This window comes from Candidatus Planktophila dulcis, assembly GCF_002288225.1.
Taxonomy (GTDB): Bacteria; Actinomycetota; Actinomycetes; order Nanopelagicales; family Nanopelagicaceae; genus Planktophila; species Planktophila dulcis.
The window spans coordinates 506,064-528,922 of record NZ_CP016777.1; the positions used below are offsets into that span (position 1 = coordinate 506,064).

Consider the following 22,859-nt stretch of genomic DNA (forward strand, 5'->3'; position numbering starts at 1 on the left):
TGACGCCGTGGAGATGCGCAGTGTGAAGAGTGGATTGACCTACTCATTTGAATTCTTCCCACCAAAAGATACTGAAGGCGAAGAACGCCTCTGGGCTGCGATGTCACAGCTTGAATCCATCGCCCCTGATTTCATCTCTGTGACCTATGGCGCAGGTGGATCAACGAGAGATCGCACAATCCGAATCACCTCTGAAATTACTGCTCGAATTCACGTTCCCACAGTTGCTCACTTAACCTGCGTTGGCTCAACTCGCACAGAGTTAATTGAGATTCTTGGTAAATATCGCAGCGCTGGAATTAAAAGTATTTTGGCTCTTCGCGGAGATCCCACTGGTGGACCACGAGCACCATGGACGCCCACCGAAGGTGGATTGAGCCACGCAGATGAATTGGTAACACTTGCTGCAGAGTTCGGTGGATTCACCATCGGCGTTGCAGCATTTCCTGACGGACATCCTTCATCCAACGGTGATATCGATAAGGATGTTCAGGTGTTGCTTGAGAAAGAAAAGCGCGGTGCAACATTTGCCACAACACAATTCTTCTTTGATGTAACGAAGTGGAAGACGCTCGTTGATAAGTTAGCGGCAAAAGGTTCAACCCTGCCGATTATTCCCGGCATTTTGCCTGTGACCAATGTGAAGCAACTCAATCGCATGGCAGAGCTCAGTGGAGTTCCCATTCCTGCACACATCTCGGAAAGCTTTTCTAAGATTGAAGATAATGCCGATGATGTTCGCAAACTTGGCGTGGAGATTGCAACCAAGCTCTGCCAAGACTTACTCGAAGCTGGAGCTCCGGGCCTTCACTTCTACACAATGAATACTTCATCTGCAACGCGCGAGATTTATTCTCAGATAAAAGATGAGCGATGAAAGAGCAGGAATTTAAAGAACGCTGGAGCACCTTGCATGGAGGCGCTGATACTGAAGGCGTAGTGGGTCGTTGGCTCTCAATCTCTTATCAAGCAGCTCGCGTCTGTGTGGCCCTTCGCATCTCACCGAATGTTTTAACACTCCTTGGTCTGGGTACCGCCATCGCTATGGCACTTTCTACCTATGCAGGGATTGCCCTGCTACTACTTGTGATCTCACTCTTCTTCGATGGCATTGATGGAAGTGTTGCAATTCTGCGTGGCACAGAGAGCAAATGGGGCGAGGTCCTTGATTCACTTGCCGATCGCATCTCTGAAGCGTTCTGGCTCTATATGGGCTGGCGTTTAGGTATTCCTGCCTGGGTTGTCATCACGATGTGGACCATTGCTTCCACTCAGGAATATGCACGAGCACGACTTGCATCTCTTGGCCACCGTGAAATCGGTGTTGTCACACCCACTGAACGACCAGTGCGCGCAATCTTTATGGCTTTTGCACTGCTCTTCTATATCTTTGATATTCCAGGAACGCTCATTCTTTCTTACGCATTCCTGGCACTTCTTACCTTTAGCTTCCTAAAGGTTATGAAGGTTGCTTCTCAAGTATTGCGTTAGCAACCATCTCAGCGCTTAATCCCACAAGTGGCAATCCACCACCAGGATGAGCAGATCCACCTACTAAATACAGACCCTTAATCGGTGAGCGATTCTTTGCTCGAGCAAATGCAGAGCGTGCGCCATTACTGGATGTTCCATAGATAGAACCCCCTGGTGCATTGACGCTGGTCTGCAGATCCAGGGGAGTGCGAATCTCCAGGACTTCTAAGCGATCGCGAATAGGTATTCCTGATGCTTCAATCTGATCAATGATGGTATTTGCATAACGACGAGCAAAGACTTCATCGCTCCAATCAAATCCATCACCTGTTTTACTATGTCGCGGAGCGTTAACGAGAACAAACCAGGCTTCATGGCCCACATCTTTGACCATCAGTGGATCACGCGGTGCGCAGATATAGATTGTTGGTCTTTCCACAGGAGTCTTTGTGGTGAAGATGGATTCAAATTCATGATCGTAATTTTCAGGGAACAAGATGGTGTGGTGCTCAAGGGGCGCAGCATCTGATGGCTTAAGCCCTAACAGAAGAGAGAAGCCGGCAAGGGAAGGCTCTTGCTTTGCCAATTGCTTGCGGATCTTGACGACTTTATTTGTGGGAGCAAGTAACTTCTCATAGACAAATTGCGCATCAGCATTGGCAACGACGCGATCAAAGCTCTCCCTATTTCCATTCACAACTACTCCTGTGACCTTGCCGCCACTTAAGGTAATTTCTTCAACGTATGAGTTAAGGCGAATGTCCACACCTAACTTCTCACAGCGCTCGGTGATCTTCTCAGACAAAGTTCCAACACCGCCCTTGATATGCCAGGCACCGAAGGCTTCTTCAACAAAGGCGATAGTGGAGAGAACTGCCGGTGCTACGCGCGGATCTGAACCACTATAGGTTGCATAGCGATCCATAATCTTTGCCAAATAGGGGTTGGTAATTCCAAGTCCTCGTAAGGATTTCCACGGTGAAATTGTCTTGAGATCTTTAAGCAACCTCGGGCGCTTGAGTAGTGAGAGTGGAGATTTCAACTCTGATTCAATAAACGGTGTTCGAGATACATCCCACATCGCCTCTGCCTGCACCATCACCTGATCCCATTCGCTTGCAGCTTCTAGGCCCAGTGATTGCTCAATCGATGCAAGTGTTTTCTTGCGAGATAAGTTGGCAAACTTCACAGACTTTCCATCATGGAAGCGGTAATCAAAGGATGGGTTTACTTCCTCAATTTCAAGAATGCGTCCCATGACATCGCCTGTGCGCTGAAAGAAATCTCGATAGACAGCCGGAAGTGTCAGAAGAGAAGGACCAGTGTCGAATGCGTAGCGACCAATCCATTCAGTGCGGCACTTACCGCCGGTGCGGTTGGATGCTTCAAAGATCGTGACCTTGTGGCCAGCTTTTGCTAAGCGCGCAGCAGTGCAGAGGCCACCAATACCTGCACCGATAACTGCAATATCTTCAGGGTTCTTCACTCGCCCCACATGGCCGGTCATACAGTGCGACCTTTCCATTGGATGCTGCCTCGTTTGCGCCAGGAATAAATAATCAAATAAATCAGTAGCGCACTCGAGAGTGGATGTAAGAAAGCATAGAGCGGATTACCGCGAGAGCGAATCGCACTTATCTCACGAGAGAAAGCTATATAGAGATAGATAAACCAACCGGTGAGATAACCATTGAGAATGAGTAGAACGGGAAGAATTCCTGTGAGGAAGAGAAATGTGATGGCGATGAGGGAGCCGAGTGGGCCACCGAAAGCTTTCCAGAGAGATTTACCGTAGCCCTGTCTGATTTCATCAAAGGATCCATACATGCGAGTACTTGCAATACCTGAACCCTCAGTCACAACGCCCTTATATCCAGCTGCAATAAGTGAGCGTGCAAGTTCAATGTCATCAAGGATCTGATTACTCACCGTTGAAAAGCCACCGATGGCATCAAGTGCGCTCTTTCGCACCACAAAGAATTGGCCATTGGCAACGGCAGTGGAGCGACGCGGAAACTTCTCTGCAAGGCGAAGCACAATGGTGCTCATCCAGGACCAGTGCAGGAGAGGCTGAATTAACTTCTCTGGAAATGTCTGTGCAATCTGCCGTGGGTAGGGAGAGATGAAATCTAGCTTCAGCCTTTCAAGCTGAGTAATGGCGCGCATGATTGCATTGGGTTCAAGGCGCACATCGGCATCTAAGGTGATGATGTAGTCAGAGGTGGCCACTTCAAAACCTGATTGCAGTGCAGAGACTTTGCCAAGCCAGCCAGTGCGTTGCGTGGGGGAGTCGATCACCGTAAAGCGAGGATCGCTTCCAATAACAGTATTGAGTAGCTCTGCCGTCTTATCTGTGGATCCATCGTTGATCGCAATGAACTTGAGGTTCTTAACGCCCATTTGCGTAGAGAGTGCTGAGATAAATTCGGGGACATTCTCTGCCTCATTGCGCATCGGAGCTAAGACAGTGACAGCCTTTTTGACCTCTTCATCTCGTTGTGGAATACGGATGGTGAGAAAGTTAATGAGTGAGATGGCAAAGATGACGATGGAGAAGGAGAGAAGAATCTGAGCCATTGCTAATTAATCTTTGTTGCCAAGCCAGCTGGAGAAGAAGTATGGAATCAAGAGAGAACCCATAATCAACGTTCCAAAGAAGGCAAGCCCTGGACGATCGAAGAAGAAGAGATTGCCGATGAAACCTCCGAAGAGAGTCCAGAGCAAGAGTGCATCAACGGCGGCAAGGGATGCTGGATTCTTTCTGCGTTCGCGAGGAAGGACTTTGTTGAGTAATCCTGTGATGAGTAATCCTGCCAGGAGCCATCCAAATGGATTGGAGAGTGGAATATCTGGTGTGAAGGGAACATGTGCACCCGTTACCTCCCACTTCCATCTGCCTGCTGCAACCATCTGTGGGTCAAGGAATAAATCCCATGCTGCAAGAAGTGCGCCTCCGTAGAGAAATACCCAACTACCTGCAATGCGACGTGCGGCAATCAGTGCAGGGTGCACCATCATCACCCACGCAAAGGGAACTACGAGTGGCACACCAAAGAGTTGTGCGCCAAGGGAAGAGTCATATTCATAGACTCCAAATGGCCACCCTGTGTGAACGCCAAGGACTTCAATGCCAAGACCAAAGAGGGCGGTAATAGGTAGGTAACGAGTTGAATACTTGGCACCATATGAGAGATGTCCATGGATCACCATGGCAAGAGCGCCTGCATAGATAGTTGCGATGGTGACAAGGCGCAGAGGTTCACCATCAATGAGGGGATAAGAGATCTGAAGAGCGATTGTTAATCCAAGGAAGAAGAAGAGAAGATTTCTAGCTTTAGGGGAGATTCCACCACGGCGCCGGCGACGCGGGTTGTAGTGGCGAATCGACATGGGCTAAGTCTGCCTTACTTGTGGGGTTGGGTAGTAATTTCACCCCGAAGTTCAAGGACTTCAAAGCGTGCAAAGAGTTCTTCGCTATACCAACCGATTTCTTCAGTCTGCTTGATGGCAACTTGATGGGCCTGACCTTTATATGCAAAGTCGCGAAGCGCTGATGCTGATTTCCACAGGGAGAAAGTTCCCTGCAATCCGATAGGTGCTTCACCAATTCCAATAGCTGCAATCAAACCTGGATTGCTATGGAGGTCGATGACTACGGGAGGGACAGACTTCCAGAAAATGAAGTTCTTATTCCATTTAATGCGGGCACGAGTAATGGCTGCAATCTGCACATCCGCACTTGATGCAGGTGTGATGAAATCAAAAGGATTCTTCTTTGCCCACAGACCATGAGATGACAGAGGAGATAGCACTGCGCGAAATTCAGATGTTGATCTCTTTCTCCAGTTGGAGATGATGGAGGATTGATCGAAGGCTTGAAGACGTTTCTTATCGATAACAACAACCATGCCCCAGCGGGTAAGCACCGCATCACTGGGCGTGAAGGTCTGGCCAGAGCCTGTTCCTAGAAGCTTGGAAAATGAAATCCCGGTGAACTTACGACTGCGCATACGGTCAATTGCCATAGAGAGAAAGGCGAATAGAATAGTCTTGCGAGCAATAGTAAAGAAGTAAGCGACGGTGACCTTCTCGGCGCTCTCCATAGTTAAAGGATACCCATGCTGCGCAAGAAGTTCCTCGGCGAATTTATCGGCACGGCAACCCTTGTGGCCACCGTTGTTGGCTCTGGCATTATGGCGACCAACCTCAGCGCAGATTTAGGCATCGATCTGCTCATCAACACAGTTGCAACAGTCTTTGTTCTCTACATCCTTATTACTCTTCTAGCCCCCATCAGCGGTGCCCACTTCAATCCGCTAGTCAGCGCAATCGCATACCTTCGTAAAGAGTTAACTGCAGCTCACACCATCTATTTCTTCATTGCTCAAATTCTTGGTGGCTCACTCGGAGCAATAATTGCCAACCTCATGTTCGAGCACCCTGCAATTGATCCTTCACAGAATGTAAGAGATGGTGCCAACCTCCTTCTTGGAGAAGTTGTTGCATCTGCTGGCCTTATCTTCATCATCTTTATAGCAATCAAGCAGGGGATAGATAAGAAGATCCCACGCCTTGTTGCTGCCTGGATCGGCGCTGCCTACTTCTTCACATCCTCAACTTCATTTGCCAATCCCGCTGTAACAATCGCACGAAGCCTGACCGATTCATTCTCAGGGATTAAGTTCTCATCAGTTCCAGCATTCATCGCCGCTCAGATCGTGGGCGCAGCTCTTGGATATGCAGGGTTTAAAGCACTCACCTCTAAATCAAAGTCAGGAAAGTAAATGAGTAAGCCAAGCGTTCTCTTTGTCTGCGTTCACAATGCAGGTCGATCACAGATGGCAGCAGGCTTTATGCGCGAGCTCGGTCAAGGTCGCGTTGAAGTTCTCTCAGCAGGCTCTGCCCCCAAAGATTCCATTAACCCAATAGCAGTTGAAGCGATGGCTGAAGTAGGAATTGATATTGCAAATAACACCCCCAAGATTCTTACGCCAGAGGCTGTTCAAGCATCTGATGCAGTCGTGACTATGGGTTGCGGTGACGCTTGTCCGTACTACCCAGGAAAGCGTTATGAAGATTGGGTGCTTGATGATCCTGCAGGGCAAGGAATTGAATCAGTGCGCGTGATTCGCGATGAAATTAAAGCCCGCGTTGAGAAGTTACTTGCTGAACTGCTTACTTAATCTCCAACGACCATCGGTGTAGCACTTGTGCATGTGATGAGTTCTGCATAACTTGTTGGGTAAACCGCATGAGGATGACCTGATGCAGCCCAGACGATTTCGTAATCATTGAGCGCTTCATCGATCAATGTCATTTCTGGTGTTGAGATCCAACCGATGGGGGATACGCCACCGACTGAATATCCAGATACTTCCTTGACGTAGTTGGCATCTGCGCGGCCGAGTTCTGCGATGTTCAGGTTCTTTGCAACGAGCTCTGTATCAACTCTGTGGCGACCACTAGTAATGATGAGTAGCGGATTGCCGGATGGAAGTTTGAAGATCAGCGATGATGCAATCTGTCCGACTTCAATACCAAGGCCGTTGGCGGCATCGATGGCGGTGCGAGCTGTGTCGGCGAGGATATTGATTTGACCCTTAACGCCGAGAGAATCGGCCGCCTCTTTGAAACGTTTAACTGCCGCCTTTTCCAGAATTCCATCCATGTGAGAACTTTATGAGATAGCGTCGCGCCATGTCTCGGACTTTGACGCCTTATCAGCATGGAATTAGAGCCCGTAATGCGCTCTGGGCAATCTTCTTCTTTATGGGAGTTGTCTCAATGGGTTGGGTGCCGCGAATCCCTGAGATCAAAGAGGCCGTTGGTCTTACCAACTCGCAGCTTGGCTTAGTCTTCATCGGAAGCACGATCGGTGCTGTGTTGGGTGCGCAGCTTGCAGGACGTGCCATTCATACCTTTGGAACGAAGAAAGTTATTTCGGTTGCAGTACTTGTGATGCCTGTTGGGTTGATCGGCATGGCAAGTGCGCGGACATTCACCGAACTATTTTTGGCCCTCTTTGTTCTGGGATTTGGTTATGCCAATCTCGATATCACCAGCAACACAGTTGCCGTTGAAGTGGAAAATCTTGTTGATCGCAAATGGATGGTCTCCTTCCATGGGTGTTGGAGTACTGGCGCGTTTGCAACAACTGTTCTGGGTGGATCGATAGCGAACTTTGTTGAACCTCGAGAGAATCTCATCGGCATTGCACTCGTCTCGATTCTATTCTTTATTCCCCTCTCTCGCTTTATGTTGCCGCCAGATCTTGATAACCATAAGGGCGATCACGAAGATTCATCAGCAAAGATTCCACTCTTTGGTAAGAAGACTGTGCCTTTGTGGTGGATGGGCTTTGGAATGCTCGGTGGAATGATTGCAGAAGGATCAGCCAGTGATTGGGGCGCACTCCTTCTTAAAGACAGCATGGGTATCGGTAAGGGACTTAACGCTGCAGCATTTGCATCCTTTTCCCTTGCGATGATCATCTCTCGCTTCTCAGGCGATTGGGCGCTGACTAAATTTGGTCCAGCAGCCACCGTGCGCATTGGTGGTTATGGTGGAGCGCTCATCTGGGGAAGTGCGATTGCAATCGCTGTTCCACTCTCAGATTCCCATCCACTGCCTGCATTTATCATCATCAATATTGGCTTTGCAGCAGCGGGTCTTGGCATTGGTCCGATGTTTCCTGCATTTATCTTGGCGGCAAGTCGTATTCCAGGCATTGCTCCAGGTGTTGCCATTGCTCGCGTGGGAGTAACAGGAATTGCTGGTTACTTCATTGGGCCAACAATTACAGGATTTCTTGCAGATATCTTCTCGCTACCTGTTGCGATGTTCTATCCCGTTGCACTCCTTGCCATGGCAGGGTTCTTATCTCGCGTGATTAAGGTTTAAAGCCAAGTCTGTGCAAGAGTAAAGAGTGAGATGGCAAAGAGAAGATAGGCAAATGCTTTACGCAATACAACAGGAGATGTCTTTCCTGAAAAATGGGATGCAAGCTGGGCAATAACAATTGCAGCACCTGCCATAAAGATGGGGATATGCCACTGCACATCACTCCAGAGCGCGCGGTGGCCAACAAATGAGATCAGCGAGTTAAGTGCGATGATCAGAAGTGATGTTCCTGCAGCAATTGCTTGAGGAGTGCCGAAGAAGAGAACCAGCACTGGGATTGCAAGAAAGCCCCCACCGATTCCAAAGAGTCCTGTCATCGAACCGATAAGAAGTGACATCACGATGAGAACGCTGATCGGCATGCGCTTATGTTCTTCAAGTCTTGGCGGGCGCAGCATGGAGAATCCAGCAAGGATTAATACGCCAGCAAAACCTGTGGTGATGAGGGAATCGGGAAGATGTTGCGCAATCGATGCAAAGCCAAGGTTAGTAATCAGACCAATACCTGAGATAACAAAGGCATCTCGATAGAGAACTTGCTTCTTTCTCGCCTTTGGAATCAGGCCAGATGCGGCCGCCAGAAAGACAACGGCCAAAGCTGCAGTGGTTGCAAGCTTGGGTTGGAAGTCAAAGAGATACATCAGGATAGGAACAGAGAGCATGGCGCCACCTGCTCCGACAAAGCCAAGGACTGCTCCTATAAAGGAGCCAGCAAGGAGTGCTCCAAGGATTTCCATATGGCTATCTTGGCAGGATAAAAGTAAAAGCCCCCCGATTTCTCGAGGGGCTTTTAATGAACTTTAAATTAGAAATCGAAGAAGTTCAGGCTTCCAACGCTTGGACCGAACTCTGTGAGGGATCCAAATGCGATGAGTGCAAAGAGGATAAGAGCAGCTCCTGCAAGTGCGATGTCCTTGTTAAATGCGATCATCTCGTTCTGCTTAGCTGTTGGGTCTGTCTCTTTCCAGAAGTTGTGGAAGATGACTGCAGCAAGGATGAGTGTGATAGCCAAGAGAAGTGCGCCAAGGTCAACCCAGAGACCGATAGCGATATAGACGCCACCGAGAAGGAAGAACAGACCAGAGGCTAGAACGCCGAGCTTTGCAGCTGGGAGCTTCTTGTACTGTGCGTAACCTGTCATCGCTTCAAGCTTTGCGAAGTGAGCGATACCTGATGTGATGAAGATAAAGGCGAAGAGAATTCGGCCTACGAGTAGAACTGCGTCCAATTGTGTCTCCTAAGAGTTAGCGGGTGTGTACAGGGTAAGAATAGTTGAAATTTCAACTATCTCTAGCCACGCCACGCCCTTTGCCTCACCTGTGAGGGCTCGATCCACGCTCAATCTGGGGGCCACTTGCCCTTGTCAGCCCTCTGGTCTACTTTTCGAACATCTGTTCGAATTATCAAGAGGCACCAAGGGGAAGTAAGAGAAGATGGCAGCAGAAGTAGTAAAGGCTCACGAGGTCGTCTCCGATGGGGGACTGACGCCTATCGAATTCACCTTTAAGGGAAGACGCTTTCGTATCCATGCAGTCTTATCGCGATGGTGTGAGGCAGGTGGATGGTGGAATCGCATTAGCGATGGCAAGTTTCGTCCCGATGATCAAGCGCGTGCGCTCTGGACTGTTGAGGCAGCGCCTATCGGTGCACTCACCACATTCCAACTCGAACGTGATGAAGCAACGGGTCAATGGATTATTAGGGCCATCTAGCAATGAGCTTTATCCATCTGCGCACAGCAAGTGCGTACTCACTGAAATATGGAACAACACAACCTCGTGATTTAGTTGCGCGCGCATCAGAGTTTGAGATGCCGGCGCTCGCACTCACAGATCGCGATGGTTTGGCTGGTGCTATCCGTTTTACCAAAGCATGTGTATCGCATGGGATTGCACCGATTATCGGAATCAATCTTCCGATTGCAATCGGTGATGTATCAGGCACACTTCCACGCGTTACAGTCCTTGCACATAGCGATGGGGGATGGCGCAGTTTGGTGCGCCTCTATACAGGGCTGCAGATGAATAGCCCAGATCGCACAGCGGTATTAACGCCAGAGCTACTTGAAAAATTTAGTCAGTACACATCCAATCTGCATCTGCTGCATGGCCCAGAGTCCCCGGTCTCACAGGCCCTTGCTACTCATCGCTTTGATAGAGCGCTAGAAATCTTTAATCAGACCCGTGATCTCTTTGCAGACCACGCTATTGAGTGCGTTTCACACTTAGTTGCAGGTAGTGGGCCGCGCTCAACAGCCCATGCTGCACGCTCTCTGATCTTTGCTCGCGATAACGATATTGATGCAGTGATTACCAATGCTGCGCGTATGCGCGATCGCGCCGATGGCCCAGTAGCTGATGTCCTTGATTGTGCTCGTCAATTAGTACCGCTGCATCCGCGCAACGTTGAACGCCGTAATGCTGAAGGATATTTAAAGAGTAGTGATGAGATGATCGCACTTGCTGCAGAGATTGCACAAGCAGCAGGAGAGCGCACACCACGTGCACTGCTGAAGACAACTAGGCAGTGGGCAGAGCGCGCAGTGCTATCACCGCATCGCGATATTGGTTTAGGTGGTATTCATCTACCCGAACCCCATGTTGTGGGCGCCACATCACCTGCTGCAATGCGCACCTTGCTGCGCACTCGCTCTGAAGCTGGAATCAACTGGCGCTATAACGATGGGGCAACTATTGCTAAGGCGCGTGCACGACTTGATGATGAACTGTCCATCGTTGCAACACTGGGATATGAGTCCTACTTCTTAACCGTTGCCGACATTACCGATATGGCGCGAGGTGCCGATATTCGCGTTGCAGCACGTGGCAGCGGTGCAGGTTCTCTTATCTGTCACTTACTTGGGATATCAGGAGTAGATCCCATGCAATATGGGTTATTGATGGAGCGTTTCTGCTCGCCTCTACGTCGCGCACTTCCTGATATCGATATCGATGTGGAATCAGCTAGGCGCCTTGAAATCTATGAGATGGTCTTTAAGAGATATGGCCCCGCTACATGGGATCAACCAGGACTTATTTCACGCTGTGCCACCGTTGCCATGGTCGATACATACCGTGCACGCAATGCGATCCGCGATGCAGGGGCAGCACTTGGCATGCCGGCAATGGAGATTGATCTGCTTGCGAAATCAATGCCACATATTCGTGCAGGCAATATCGATGCAGCGCTGAACTCGCTACCTGAACTCAAGGACTTCAATACATCGGCGCCTCTTACTCGGGCCACTATTGCTCTCGCTGCTCGCCTTGATGGTCTGCCTCGACACTTAGCGATGCACCCATGCGCCATGGTCTTATCGGATGCATCTTTTCTTGATCGCGCACCGGTGCAATTCAACGCTGGTGGTTTTCCTATGGTCGAATTTGATAAAGATGATGTGGAAGATATTGGGCTGCTCAAGCTCGACATTTTGGGTGTGAGGATGCAATCGGCAATTGCTCATGCCGTGCATGAAATTAAACGCGTTGGAGATCAAGAGATTGATATCGATGCGGTGGCACTCGATGATGGTGATACTTATAAGTTGATTCAATCAACGCGCACCTTAGGCATCTTCCAAGTCGAAAGCCCTGGACAGCGCGAACTCGTGGGAAAGTTAGAGCCACGCACCTTTAACGATTTGGTTATCGATATCTCACTCTTTCGGCCAGGGCCGGTCAAGAGCGACATGATTCGACCATTTCTTGAAGCGCGCCATGGCTTTCGCCCAGCGCAGATCATTCACCCTGATCTGCTGCCGATCCTCTCTGAAACCGAAGGCGTTGTTGTCTTTCACGAACAGGTGATCTCGATTATCTCTGTGATGACAGGGATTTCACTTGCTGCAGCTGATGAAAAGCGCAGAGCGCTGGGGGATAGGGCTGGCCAACAAGAGGTCTGCGATTGGTTCTTTCCTGCGGCTAGTGAACGTGGGTATGAACTTAAAGTCATTACTGAGATTTGGGATGTTCTGCGCGCCTTTGCATCCTTTGGTTTCTGTAAAGCACACGCTGCTGCCTTTGCCCTGCCTACCTATCAATCAGCATGGCTTAAGACCCATCACCCTGCAGCATTTATCGCAGGGATATTGACCCATGATCCTGGGATGTATCCCAAGCGGTTGTTGCTCGATGAAGCGCGACAGATAGGTGTGGGTATTGCACCCCTTGATATCAATAGATCATCTGCTGACTATCGCATTGAGCGCACACTCGATGGCGATGCTGTGCGCATCGCTTTCTCAAGCGTTGCGTCAATATCAGAGAAAGAAATTACCTCGATCATTGCCGGCCAGCCCTATATCGATCTTGCAGACTTTTATCGAAGGTCCGGTGCATCAACACCAGTGATTGAGAATCTGATTATGACGGGGGCATTTGATTCGATTCACACCAATCAACGCGATTTGTTATTGCACTTTAGCGACCTACAGAAATCACCAGTTGCGCACTTACCAGGATCACAGATGACCTTTGGTTTTGCAGCCCCCGCACTTGAAAGCAGTGGTCTGCAACCCTTGAATGTGGCCGAGAAGGTGCGCAGTGAAGTTGAAAGGCTGGGCATGGATGTCACCCAACATATGCTCTCTTTCTATGCGCCATTTCTCAATGCCATTGGTGCCGTCAAATCTTCTGACTTACTTTCTCATCGCTCCAAGTCATCAGTCCTTGTTGCAGGAGTCAAAGTGGCCCTGCAGACTCCGCCGGTGCGTTCAGGTCGCCGCGTTATCTTCTTAACTCTCGATGATGGTTATGGATGCAGTGATTCAACATTCTTTCCTGATGCACAAGTCGATCATGCATCAACGCTCTATGCGACATCACTTCTCTTGGTGCGCGGTGAAACCCGGCGCACAGGTGCTCGTGGTATCTCTATCCGCGCAACAGCAGTGTGGGACTTGCGCTTGGCTTACGAAAAATGGCGTAGCCAAGCAGATAGTGTGGCGATATGAGTATCGATGAGGCACAGGAATCCACCATCCTGCATGTCGATATGGATGCCTTCTATGCATCGGTAGCCGAACTCGATAACCCGCAATATAAAGGTAAGGCACTTGTTGTGGGAGCTGGAGTGCGCGGCGTTGTTCTCTCTGCAAATTATGAAGCGCGCAAATTTGGTATTAGAGCTGCAATGCCTGTGGGACGTGCCAAGCGGATGGCACCACACGCCATCTTTATCCCACCAGAGCACCATCGCTACTCTGAAATATCAGAGCGTGTGATGACAATCTTCAACTCCTACACACCGCTTGTCGAACCCATCTCACTCGATGAAGCATTCCTTGATGTCACAGGATCGCAGAAGTTATTTGGCACAGGGCGTGAGATTGCAGCTCTGATTCGCGCGCAGGTGGAGAAAGAGGAAGGCATTACCTGCTCAGTCGGTATCGCACCTTCTAAGTTCATTGCAAAGCTGGCATCCCAACATTGCAAACCTAATGGGATGCTGGAAATCAAATCCGATCGCATCCTTGAATTTCTTCATCCACTTCCTGTGCGCGCTATCTGGGGAGTGGGACCAAAGACTGCCGAATCCCTTGATCGCTTAGGCCTTCATACCGTTGCCGATATCGCCAATACTCCGCGCTCCACACTAATTCGAGCGCTCGGGGATGCAACAGGTGAATCTCTCTATGAACTTGCATGGGGGCGCGATTACCGCGATGTGGTGGTCAATGAACCGGAGAAAAGTATTGGTAATGAAGAGACATTCTCACGAGATATTGATTCACCGGAGGAGATCTTGCGTGAATTTTTGCGGATGACAGAGAAGGCCACTGCGCGAGTGCGTGATGCCAACCTCTTTGCAAAGACGATCACCATCAAAATTAAGTTCGCAGATTTCTCATCGATTACGAGATCAAAGACTCTGCCACTTGCCATCGATAGTACGCACCAGACATATGAAGTGGTGAAGAAGTTATATCTTGCACTGCGCAATGACGGTGCGCGTATTCGCTTAGTCGGCGTCTCTCTGAGTAATTTGCAGGAGGATGTGCCGGTCCAACTTGAACTCGGGGCCCGTGAACGAGGCTGGCGAGAGGCAGATAGCGCTATCGATAAGGCAACTGCCCGGTTTGGCCGGGCCAGTGTGCGCCCAGGACGCTTGATTAAGCCTGAAAAGGAGCAGGAGAGCGAGTAAGTAGCGCGTATGTAGGAACTGTTCTATTCTCTGTATATGTCTTTATCTGATCGCGAACGACGCCTGCTGGCTGAGATGGAAGAAGCTCTCGCCACAGATGATCCACGCCTTCAATCACGTTTAGCGGGCAGCACTATCACCGCCTCTCGTCCACGGATTCTTCTCGGAGTAAGCCTGAGCTTTATCGGTATCGCCATCATCTTCGCCGGGCTGATCTCAAAGACCACACCTATCGGAGTAGCGGGCTTCCTCGTGGCGCTGGTGGGGGTCCTGATGCTCATACGCTCCATAGGCTCCATCTCAACCTCGCGCACACCTGGCCCTAAGGGGGCCCGTAAATCTGTGGGAGATCGTCTTCAAGAGCGCTGGGATCGCCGTAACTTTGAGTAGATAAGCCCTTATCCATAAGCCCTGGCCATACGGTCGGGGCTTTTTTCTTGCCCGAATTAGGCCCAAAAAGGGTGGGGAGAGGTGGGGCGGGATAGGGAAAATAATGGGTGAGAGTGGTGTAAAAAGGGGGAAAGTGGTGTAAAGTGGGGAATTGAGCGGGAAATTCACGCTCAGACCAACTTGGGGAAGGTGGTGATAACGATGTTTCTCGGCACACATGAACCACGCCTTGATGAGAAAGGTCGCCTGATCCTTCCCGCCAAATTCCGCGAGGATCTCTCAGCTGGATTAGTTATTACTAAGGGACAAGAGCGATGCCTCTATGTCTTCCCATCTTCAGAATTCGCAACGATTACAGAGACGTTGCGCCAAGCACCTGTGACTGCAAAGAGCGCTCGCGATTACCAGCGTGTGATGTTTGCAGGCGCCCACGATGAAATTCCTGACCGCCAAGGGCGCGTCACCATCCCACAAGGCCTACGCACATATGCGGGCCTTGAAAGAGAGTGCGTCGTCATCGGTGCAAATACCCGCGTTGAAATCTGGGATAGCGCTGCATGGAGCACCTACCTCGCCGATCGCGAAAAGAGTTTTGCTGATGTCTCTGAAGAAGTTTTTCCGGGACTTTTTTAGAACATCAGCAAAAAACATTTAAAACTGAATAAGCAGTAAAGCAAGACCGCAGAACACAACTACATAGAGCGCTCATTTGTGGCCACCGCCGACCTTTCCAAGCATGTTAGGCCGGCAGCGGCGCCCCTTCCCCGGCGTCGCTACTGAAAAAAGATCCGTCGGCCGGCGGTGACCAGAGATGAGCGCTCGAAAGTTTTTGCAGAAGTGAAGTAGTTAAGGAACGGGGGAGAAGATGCAACATATATCTGTAATGCGCGATCGCTGCGTCGACCTTCTCGCACCTGCAATTCTTGCAACACAGAGCCCAGTGATTGTTGATGGAACTCTCGGCCTTGGTGGCCACACAGAAGCTCTTCTGCAACGTTTTGAAAACCTCACAGTTATTGGTATCGATCGCGATGAGATTGCCCTCGAGCGCGCAAGTAAGCGCCTTGCACCATTTGCAGATCGCTTTAAGACTTCACATTGCATCTTTGATCAGATTTCAAGTGTGGTTGAAGGCTTTGGATATAGCCAGATTAATGGCGCCCTCTTTGACCTTGGCGTCTCATCCATTCAGCTCGATGAGAGCGAACGAGGATTCTCTTATTCACAAGATGCACCACTTGATATGCGCATGGATCGCAGCCGTGGAATAACTGCCTCAGAGATAGTCAATACCTATGAGCCAGGAAAGTTAGTTCACATTCTTCGCACCTATGGTGAAGAGAAGTTTGCAACCCGCATCGTTGAGAACATTGTCAAAGCTCGCGCAAAGGCGCCGCTGAACTCGACCACAGAGCTTGCAACTCTTGTGAAGGAGAGCATCCCTGCTGCTACTCGTCGCACGGGTGGAAATCCTGCAAAGAGAACTTTCCAAGCATTGCGTATTGAGGCCAATGATGAACTCGGTGCGATTACTCGCGCACTTCCTGATGCACTTGATCTATTGATGGTGGGCGGTCGCCTTGTGGTGATGTCCTTCCAATCGCTGGAAGATCGCATCGTTAAAGAAATCTTTGCCGAAGCATCCACGTCAAAATCTCCTCGCAATCTTCCCGTTGAACTTCCTGAATATGCAGCGAAGTTCTCGCTGGTCTTTCGCTCGAGTGAGACACCGACAGCCGATGAACTCGAATCCAATCCACGTTCGGCATCTGTGCGCCTTCGTGCTATCGAGAGGGTGGCTGCGTAATGTCGATAGCTAGCGCCCGCAAAGTTTCAGCTGCGCGTCCTGCAACGAAGAAAGTTGCGCCAAAGGCGAAGAAACAGGTTGCAGAGCGCACGGCAGAGATCATCTCGGGACTTTTCCCGGAGATGTCATCAGGTGCTCGCGCTACTCATAAGCACTTTGCAACATTTCTCACCGTTGTCAGCGCACTTGGATTCCTCACACTTCTGGGAATAAACACCCTGCTTGCCCAAGATGCCTTCACACTTTCTAATCTTAAGATTGAGGCAAAAGCGGTAGCCGATCAGCGCGATGCCATCAATCGCAGTATCGATTCATATGCAGCACCTGAACGATTGGCTGCAGCTGCAACAGCCCTTGGCATGCGCCCTTCAGAGACTCCTGTCTTTCTTGATCTGACACCACCTGCGAGCGGCGTGACCAATGGGTAATTTGCTCCTTGCTAAATCACGTATCAATATCTTGGTTATTGGAATCTTTCTTCTCTTTACTCTCCTTGCCTGCCAGCTCTTTCGCGTTCAGGTAGTGCAGGCAAGTAACTATCAGCAAAAAGCTGCCAATGAGATGCAGTCCACGCGCGTTATTCCAGCTCCTCGTGGTGATATCACCGATGTCAACGGAGTCGCCTTTGCTCGCAGCGTTTCAGCAATCACTGTCGTAGTCGATCAGACACAGATTACAGATCCAGCACGAGTGGCAAACTTTGTTGCGCCAATCCTTGGGTTGTCTGTGGCAGATGTTCAAGAGAACATCACGGGTACGCGCAAATACTCGATTGTGTTAAAGAATGGTCGCCCAGCTCTCTGGGATAAGTTGACTGAAGCAATTTATGAATATAACAAGACCCTCGATGATAAGCACTTTGATAAGCGCATCATCGGCTTCTTCCCTGAGCGCTCTTATATTCGCGAGTATCCATCAGGACAATTGATTTCATCTCTTGTTGGCTTTGTTCGCGCAGATGGAATTGGTGCAACAGGGCTTGAATCAAGTATGAATTCAAAGATTACGGGCACAGCAGGTAAGTACTCCTTTGCACGTGGATATAGTGCTGAGATTCCGGGCTCACAGCGTGAAATCATCGCAGCGAGTGCTGGAACAAATGTTCGACTTACTATCAATCGCGATGTGCAGTGGGTTGCAGCAAAAGCGATTGCTGATGCTGTGAAATCCTCAGCTGCTACAAGTGGAACTGTCATCGTGATGGATCCCAAGACAGGCGCAATCGTGGCTCACGCAACTGCGCCAACTTTTAATCCGAATAACACCAAGAACGTTGCGCTCTCCTTGATGCGTAATCCCTCTGTGCAAGATGTTTATGAGCCAGGCTCCACGGGCAAAGTCATGACAATGGCTGCAGCACTTGAAGAGAAGACCGTTTCACCGACGACAGTATTTTCAGTGCCATACATGCTCAAGCGGGGTGGTTCCACATTCCATGATCACGAACGGCATCCAATACAACACCTGACCGCATCAGGAATTCTGGCAGTCTCAAGTAATACTGGAACTATCAAGGTCGCTGAAACTTTCAGCCACGATACTTTATATAACTACCTCACTAAATTTGGAATTGGAACCAAGACAGGTTCAGGTCTGCCTGGAGAATCAGCAGGTCTCTTGCGCAAGGTCTCAGATTGGTCTGGAACAACCGCGCCAACAGTTGCCTTTGGTCAGGGATATTCAGTGACGGCGATGCAGGCCACAAGTGTCTTTGCAACGATTGCCAATAATGGAGTGCGCGTATCACCGACTGTGATTGCAGGAACCAGTGATGCCTCAGGACATTTCACGCCAACAGCTAATCGCAGCAGCGTTCGAGTTGTCAGTGAGGATACAGCGATTAAATTACGTCTTATGATGGAGAGCGTCGTATCGGCCCAAGGAACAGCGCCTAGTGCTGCAATTCCTGGATATCGCGTTGCAGGTAAGACAGGCACTGCGATGCGCTATGACCAGAACACAGGTCGCTATAGCGGATACACAGCATCCTTTATCGGCTTTGCACCAGCAGATGCACCTCGTTATGTCATCAGCGTGACGCTACAAGATCCTAAGAATGGTCACTATGGTGGATCCCTGGGTGGACCAGTCTTTAAGAAGGTTATGACCTTTGTTCTTCAATCAGAACATGTTGCTCCAACGGGCACAAAGATTCTTCCCGTTGCACTTACTCAATCAGAGCTCACTCGTGCTCGCGCAACACAGGTAAGTGCAAAGAAGCAATGATTCGTCCACTCGCGCCGTTTACTGCGACCCTCAACGATATGGCGCAGTTAGTCGGTGCATCTCTTCATGGCGCAGATCTCACCTTTACAGGCATCACTCATGTTGATTCTGAAGTTGAAGCAGGAGATCTCTTTATCGCTGTGGCAGGGGCGCACGTGCACGGGGCGACTTTTATTGATTCTGCAGTAAAACGTGGGGCAGTAGCAGTTCTTACAGATGAAACAGGTCTTGCGTATTGCACAGGGGTACCTGCACTTGTTGTCAGTGATGTGCGCACAGCTGGTGCTCTTATCGCAGCCTCGCTCTATCAAAACCCCATGCGTGATCTCATGAGTATTGGAATTACAGGTACCAATGGCAAGACCACAGTGTCCACACTGCTCTATCAAATCTTTGCAGCGGTAGGGCGCGATAGTGGACTGATTGGCACGGTAGAGACTCGTATTGGTGCTGAAGTCTTAAAGAGTTCTCGCACCACACCTGAGGCAGCTGAACTCCAAGCACTTGCTGCTGTCATGCGTGAGCGCCACATGCGCCATCTTGTGATGGAAGTTTCTAGCCATGCGCTCTCACTCAAGCGCATGAAGGGCTCTCACTTTGCGATAGCAGCCTTTACCAACTTGACGCAGGATCACCTAGATTTTCACAAGGATATGGATTCATACTTTGCAGCGAAGGCGCAGCTCTTCACATCAGAGTATGCAGATCAAGCATTTATCAATATTGATTCGCCTTATGGCCAGCGCCTGGCTGATCAAGTAAAGATTGGTGTGACAACACTTTCTCGTTCCAATACGGTGGCTACATGGCACTTCACTCAAACTCATAAAGTTGCACGTGGTGTTGAATTTAGCGCACGCGGTACAGGTGGAATTCTCATTGAATCTCGCACACAACTCTCTGGTGGATTTAACCTTGATAATCTCCTGCTAGCTCTGGCTATTGCAGTCGAGTGTGGAATTGATCCGATTGAACTTGCAGCCATTACTCCATCTTTAACGGGAGCAGCTGGACGCCTTGAAGCGGTCTCACTAGGCCAGGGATATAGAGCTTTTGTTGATTATGCGCATTCACCTGATGCAGTGAGCAATGTTCTTGCAGCTGCTCGAGAATTTACCCCAGGAAAGATTATTGCTGTTTTAGGGTGCGGGGGAGATCGCGATGCAAGTAAGCGCCCCCTCATGGGTCGCGCACTTGTTGATGGTGCTGACGTTGCAATCTTTACTAGTGATAATCCACGTTCTGAAAAACCCAGTGAAATCCTTAAGCAGATGACGGCTTCCCTCAATTTCCAGGCACCTTCACAAATCGTTGAAGATCGCACAGATGCAATCCGTGTGGCAGTTGCTTTGGCCGCAGATGCTGACACGGTATTGGTACTGGGTAAGGGCCATGAGACTGGGCAAGAGATTGCCGGTGTTGTTACTGCCTTTGATGATCGCCTTGTCTTAGCTCAAGCAATCGAGGCCAAACCATGATTGCAATGAAGGCATCTGAAATCGCATCTGTTGTTCAAGGAACTCTCCACGGTGATGATGTCGCCGTGACTGAAGCTGCTGTGATTAATTCAGCGGATGCAACACCAGGTTCACTCTTTTTAGCAATCAAGGGTGAGCGAGTAGATGGTCACGACTTTGTCTCGGATGCTCGCTCTCGTGGCGCAGTACTTACCCTTGCAACACAGGGCGTTGAAGGACCTCATATTCTTGTTGCAGATGTGATTGTCGCACTCGGAAAGCTTGCACAGCATGTGCGCAGCAATCTGCTTAATCTCACAGTAATTGGTATCACTGGATCACAAGGAAAGACCACTACAAAGGAGTTGCTGCTCTCCATACTCTCAGCTGCTGCTCCGACTGTGGCACCTCATGGAAATTACAATAATGAGATTGGTGCACCTCTTTCACTTCTTCACTGCACTGAAAGCACGAAGTACTGCATCGTTGAAATGGGAGCTCGCCATAAGGGCGATATCGCCCATCTGTGCACGATTGCCCAACCCAATATTGGTCTCGTACTTAAAGTCGGGACTGCGCACCTGGGTGAATTTGGTTCGGTTGAAGCAATCGCGCAAACGAAGTCAGAACTGATTAGCTCCTTGAGCCCTGAAGCTATTGGAATTTTGGGCACGTATGACGCATTTACTCCGAAGATGGCCTCCCTGCATAAGGGTAAGAACCTCACATTTGGTGAAGGTGCTGAGTGCGATATTCGCGCTAAAGATATTGAAGTGCGTGAAGGCCGAGCACATTTTGATCTTGTCACTCCCGAAGGTCGCAGCGCTGTGGGACTTCGCATTGTTGGACTACATCAAGTGGCAAATGCATTGGCGGTTGCTTCGGTTGCAACCGTTCTAGGTTTCTCATTGGATCAAATTGCAAGCGGTCTATCGACTGCAGAATCTCATGCAAAGTGGCGTATGGAGATTAATGAACTTCCATCCCTGGTGCTTATCAATGATGCATATAACGCAAGCCCCGAAGCGATGGAGGCAGCGATGCAGACATTGGTTCTCTTTGCGCAGGAGCGTGGGGGAGAATCATGGGCGTTCTTAGGAAAAATGCATGAACTCGGCGAGTCATCAGATGCCGATCATGCAGGTATTGGCACCCTTGCCTCAGAACTTGGAATCGATCACCTGGTCTGCGTTGACGCCCCTGCGTATGGAGCCAAGATTGCAGCAGGGAGCGCCACCTCAGTTCATCTCTGCGTAGATAAAGCTGCAGCGCTAGAAGTCGCTGCACATATCAACCCAGGTGATGTTGCTTTGGTGAAAGCTTCACGGTCAGAGAAGTTAGAAGAATTGGCAGATGCAATATCTGCGCAGTGGATGTCACGAGTGAAAGAGAGTGAGGAGAAGGCATGAAGCTCATTCTGATTGCCGGAGCACTCGCACTGTGCCTCTCACTCTTTGGTACCCCAGCTCTCATTAAAGTTCTTGCCCGTCGCGGCTTTGGACAGATGATTCGCGATGATGGTCCATCAACGCACCACACCAAGCGTGGAACTCCGACTAGCGGCGGAATCATCATTATCTTTGCTGCTCTCGTTGGCTATCTCGTTGCGCACCTTGTTACTCAAAGCTCCATCACTGTTTCAGCAGTTCTGATCCTTGGTCTTGTTATCGCACTGGGGTTAGTCGGATTTCTCGATGATTATATGAAGGTCTCTCGACAGAATTCACGCGGAATCAGCGGCAAGCAGAAAATCTTCGGACAAGTTCTCTTCGCTTCAATCTTTGGCTATCTCGGAACACGTTTTCCTGACGGTGATGGACTCACACCAATTTCTCAAAATCTTTCCACCTTGCGCGATACGAGCATCACCTTAGGTGTGGTTCTTGTTGTTATCTGGATTGCTTTGATGGTCACAGCAACAAGTAATGGCGTTAATCTCGCCGACGGACTTGATGGGCTTGCAACAGGTGCATCAGTGATGACCTTCCTTGCATTCATTCTCATCGGTGTCTGGGAGTTTGGTCAGAGTTGTGCAATATCTGCATCAAGTAATTGTTATAACGTGCGCGATCCACTTGACCTTGCAGTTCTTGCCGCTGCATTTGCGGGTGCATGCACTGGATTCTTATGGTGGAACGCATCTCCTGCCAAAATCTTTATGGGGGATACCGGCTCTCTTGCTCTAGGAGGTGCGCTAGCAGGGCTTGCGGCATCTCTTCGCGTGCAGCTACTACTTATTCCACTAGGTGGGCTCTTCGTCATCATCACACTCTCTGTTGCAATGCAGATTATTTACTTCAAACTTACAGGCGGAAAACGTCTCTTTAAGATGGCACCTCTTCAACATCACTTCGAACTTTTGGGTTGGGGTGAAGTCACTATCGTGCTTCGTTTCTGGATTATTGCCGGGCTTAGCGTTGCACTCGGTCTTGGCTTGTTCTATACGCAATGGGTTGCAAGTTAAA

23 protein-coding genes are annotated in these 22,859 nt (G+C 49.7%); 16 read left to right on the forward strand and 7 right to left on the reverse strand.

The annotated features are described in order from the left end of the window. Window positions 1-13 precede the first annotated feature (13 nt). On the forward strand, window positions 14-877 hold the full coding sequence (metF, locus tag A1sIIA65_RS02610) for a methylenetetrahydrofolate reductase [NAD(P)H] (RefSeq protein WP_223298098.1): 864 nt from the start codon (window positions 14-16) through the stop codon (window positions 875-877). Next, the gene (locus A1sIIA65_RS02615; protein WP_095676039.1) at window positions 874-1,491 is read left to right on the forward strand and encodes a CDP-alcohol phosphatidyltransferase family protein; all 618 of its coding nucleotides are present in this window, start codon (window positions 874-876) and stop codon (window positions 1,489-1,491) included. Before metF ends, A1sIIA65_RS02615 begins: the two co-directional genes overlap by 4 nt. Here the strand turns inward: A1sIIA65_RS02615 and A1sIIA65_RS02620 are convergent. The 4 genes from A1sIIA65_RS02620 to A1sIIA65_RS02635 are packed head-to-tail and all read right to left on the reverse strand — an operon-like array spanning window position 1,460 to window position 5,576. Next, the gene (locus tag A1sIIA65_RS02620; protein WP_095676040.1) at window positions 1,460-2,980 is read right to left on the reverse strand and encodes a phytoene desaturase family protein; all 1,521 of its coding nucleotides are present in this window, start codon (window positions 2,978-2,980) and stop codon (window positions 1,460-1,462) included. The genes A1sIIA65_RS02615 and A1sIIA65_RS02620 overlap by 32 nt on opposite strands. Further along, window positions 2,977-4,050, reverse strand: a complete 1,074-nt coding sequence (locus A1sIIA65_RS02625) for a glycosyltransferase family 2 protein (protein WP_095676041.1) — start codon at window positions 4,048-4,050, stop codon at window positions 2,977-2,979. The genes A1sIIA65_RS02620 and A1sIIA65_RS02625 overlap by 4 nt, the downstream gene beginning before the upstream one ends. 6 nt (window positions 4,051-4,056) lie before the next feature. Further along, entirely contained in the window at window positions 4,057-4,863 is an 807-nt protein-coding gene (locus tag A1sIIA65_RS02630) for a carotenoid biosynthesis protein (RefSeq protein ID WP_095676042.1), read from the reverse strand. 14 nt (window positions 4,864-4,877) lie between these two features. Continuing rightward, complete coding sequence (locus A1sIIA65_RS02635; RefSeq protein ID WP_095676043.1) at window positions 4,878-5,576, reverse strand: spheroidene monooxygenase; 699 nt, start codon at window positions 5,574-5,576, stop codon at window positions 4,878-4,880. A 15-nt stretch (window positions 5,577-5,591) separates the two neighbouring features. On the opposite strand from A1sIIA65_RS02635, the gene A1sIIA65_RS02640 reads away from it, so the two are divergent. Both A1sIIA65_RS02640 and A1sIIA65_RS02645 read left to right on the forward strand, forming a co-directional pair. Further along, on the forward strand, window positions 5,592-6,257 hold the full coding sequence (locus A1sIIA65_RS02640) for an aquaporin (protein WP_095676044.1): 666 nt from the start codon (window positions 5,592-5,594) through the stop codon (window positions 6,255-6,257). Then, window positions 6,258-6,656 carry an arsenate reductase ArsC gene (locus A1sIIA65_RS02645; RefSeq protein WP_095676045.1) on the forward strand — a complete coding sequence of 133 codons (399 nt, stop codon included), beginning with the start codon at window positions 6,258-6,260 and terminating at the stop codon, window positions 6,654-6,656. On the opposite strand, the gene A1sIIA65_RS02650 is transcribed toward A1sIIA65_RS02645, so the two are convergent. Continuing rightward, window positions 6,653-7,141: a YbaK/EbsC family protein gene (locus A1sIIA65_RS02650; RefSeq protein ID WP_095676046.1), complete on the reverse strand. Its 489-nt coding sequence runs from the start codon at window positions 7,139-7,141 to the stop codon at window positions 6,653-6,655. The genes A1sIIA65_RS02645 and A1sIIA65_RS02650 overlap by 4 nt on opposite strands. 29 nt (window positions 7,142-7,170) lie before the next feature. Between A1sIIA65_RS02650 and A1sIIA65_RS02655 the strand changes: the two genes are divergently transcribed. Beyond that, on the forward strand, window positions 7,171-8,373 hold the full coding sequence (locus A1sIIA65_RS02655; RefSeq protein WP_095676047.1) for an MFS transporter: 1,203 nt from the start codon (window positions 7,171-7,173) through the stop codon (window positions 8,371-8,373). On the opposite strand, the gene A1sIIA65_RS02660 is transcribed toward A1sIIA65_RS02655, so the two are convergent. Beyond that, window positions 8,370-9,110, reverse strand: coding sequence for a sulfite exporter TauE/SafE family protein (locus tag A1sIIA65_RS02660; protein WP_095676048.1), 741 nt, complete (start codon window positions 9,108-9,110; stop codon window positions 8,370-8,372). The two genes, A1sIIA65_RS02655 and A1sIIA65_RS02660, sit on opposite strands and share 4 nt — an antisense overlap. Window positions 9,111-9,178: 68 nt before the next feature. Further along, on the reverse strand, window positions 9,179-9,601 hold the full coding sequence (locus tag A1sIIA65_RS02665; RefSeq protein ID WP_095676049.1) for a DoxX family protein: 423 nt from the start codon (window positions 9,599-9,601) through the stop codon (window positions 9,179-9,181). A gap of 205 nt (window positions 9,602-9,806) precedes the next feature. Here A1sIIA65_RS02665 and A1sIIA65_RS02670 point away from each other — a divergent pair, with 205 nt between their 5' ends. From A1sIIA65_RS02670 to mraY, 11 genes are all read left to right on the forward strand, one after another. Continuing rightward, window positions 9,807-10,085: a DUF6504 family protein gene (locus tag A1sIIA65_RS02670; protein ID WP_095676050.1), complete on the forward strand. Its 279-nt coding sequence runs from the start codon at window positions 9,807-9,809 to the stop codon at window positions 10,083-10,085. Between the two features lie 2 nt (window positions 10,086-10,087). Next, a complete protein-coding gene (locus tag A1sIIA65_RS02675) occupies window positions 10,088-13,324 on the forward strand; it encodes a DNA polymerase III subunit alpha (protein ID WP_095676051.1) in 3,237 nt (1,078 codons plus the stop codon). Further along, entirely contained in the window at window positions 13,321-14,514 is a 1,194-nt protein-coding gene (dinB, locus tag A1sIIA65_RS02680; protein ID WP_095676052.1) for a DNA polymerase IV, read from the forward strand. Before A1sIIA65_RS02675 ends, dinB begins: the two co-directional genes overlap by 4 nt. 36 nt (window positions 14,515-14,550) lie before the next feature. Next, on the forward strand, window positions 14,551-14,904 hold the full coding sequence (locus tag A1sIIA65_RS02685) for a DUF3040 domain-containing protein (RefSeq protein WP_095676053.1): 354 nt from the start codon (window positions 14,551-14,553) through the stop codon (window positions 14,902-14,904). 201 nt (window positions 14,905-15,105) lie between these two features. Next, window positions 15,106-15,537: a division/cell wall cluster transcriptional repressor MraZ gene (gene mraZ, locus A1sIIA65_RS02690; protein WP_095676054.1), complete on the forward strand. Its 432-nt coding sequence runs from the start codon at window positions 15,106-15,108 to the stop codon at window positions 15,535-15,537. Window positions 15,538-15,769: 232 nt separating this feature from the next. Then, window positions 15,770-16,711 (forward strand): 16S rRNA (cytosine(1402)-N(4))-methyltransferase RsmH, encoded by a 942-nt coding sequence (gene rsmH, locus A1sIIA65_RS02695; protein ID WP_095676055.1) that lies wholly within the window; start codon window positions 15,770-15,772, stop codon window positions 16,709-16,711. Further along, window positions 16,711-17,139: a cell division protein FtsL gene (gene ftsL, locus A1sIIA65_RS02700; protein ID WP_190277139.1), complete on the forward strand. Its 429-nt coding sequence runs from the start codon at window positions 16,711-16,713 to the stop codon at window positions 17,137-17,139. The genes rsmH and ftsL overlap by 1 nt, the downstream gene beginning before the upstream one ends. Next, window positions 17,132-18,937, forward strand: coding sequence for a peptidoglycan D,D-transpeptidase FtsI family protein (locus tag A1sIIA65_RS02705; protein WP_095676056.1), 1,806 nt, complete (start codon window positions 17,132-17,134; stop codon window positions 18,935-18,937). The genes ftsL and A1sIIA65_RS02705 overlap by 8 nt, the downstream gene beginning before the upstream one ends. Further along, window positions 18,934-20,415 carry a UDP-N-acetylmuramoyl-L-alanyl-D-glutamate--2,6-diaminopimelate ligase gene (locus A1sIIA65_RS02710; RefSeq protein WP_095676057.1) on the forward strand — a complete coding sequence of 494 codons (1,482 nt, stop codon included), beginning with the start codon at window positions 18,934-18,936 and terminating at the stop codon, window positions 20,413-20,415. Before A1sIIA65_RS02705 ends, A1sIIA65_RS02710 begins: the two co-directional genes overlap by 4 nt. Next, the gene (locus tag A1sIIA65_RS02715; protein WP_095676058.1) at window positions 20,412-21,803 is read left to right on the forward strand and encodes a UDP-N-acetylmuramoyl-tripeptide--D-alanyl-D-alanine ligase; all 1,392 of its coding nucleotides are present in this window, start codon (window positions 20,412-20,414) and stop codon (window positions 21,801-21,803) included. The genes A1sIIA65_RS02710 and A1sIIA65_RS02715 overlap by 4 nt, the downstream gene beginning before the upstream one ends. Beyond that, window positions 21,800-22,858 carry a phospho-N-acetylmuramoyl-pentapeptide-transferase gene (mraY, locus tag A1sIIA65_RS02720; protein ID WP_095676059.1) on the forward strand — a complete coding sequence of 353 codons (1,059 nt, stop codon included), beginning with the start codon at window positions 21,800-21,802 and terminating at the stop codon, window positions 22,856-22,858. The genes A1sIIA65_RS02715 and mraY overlap by 4 nt, the downstream gene beginning before the upstream one ends. Window position 22,859: the final 1 nt, after the last annotated feature.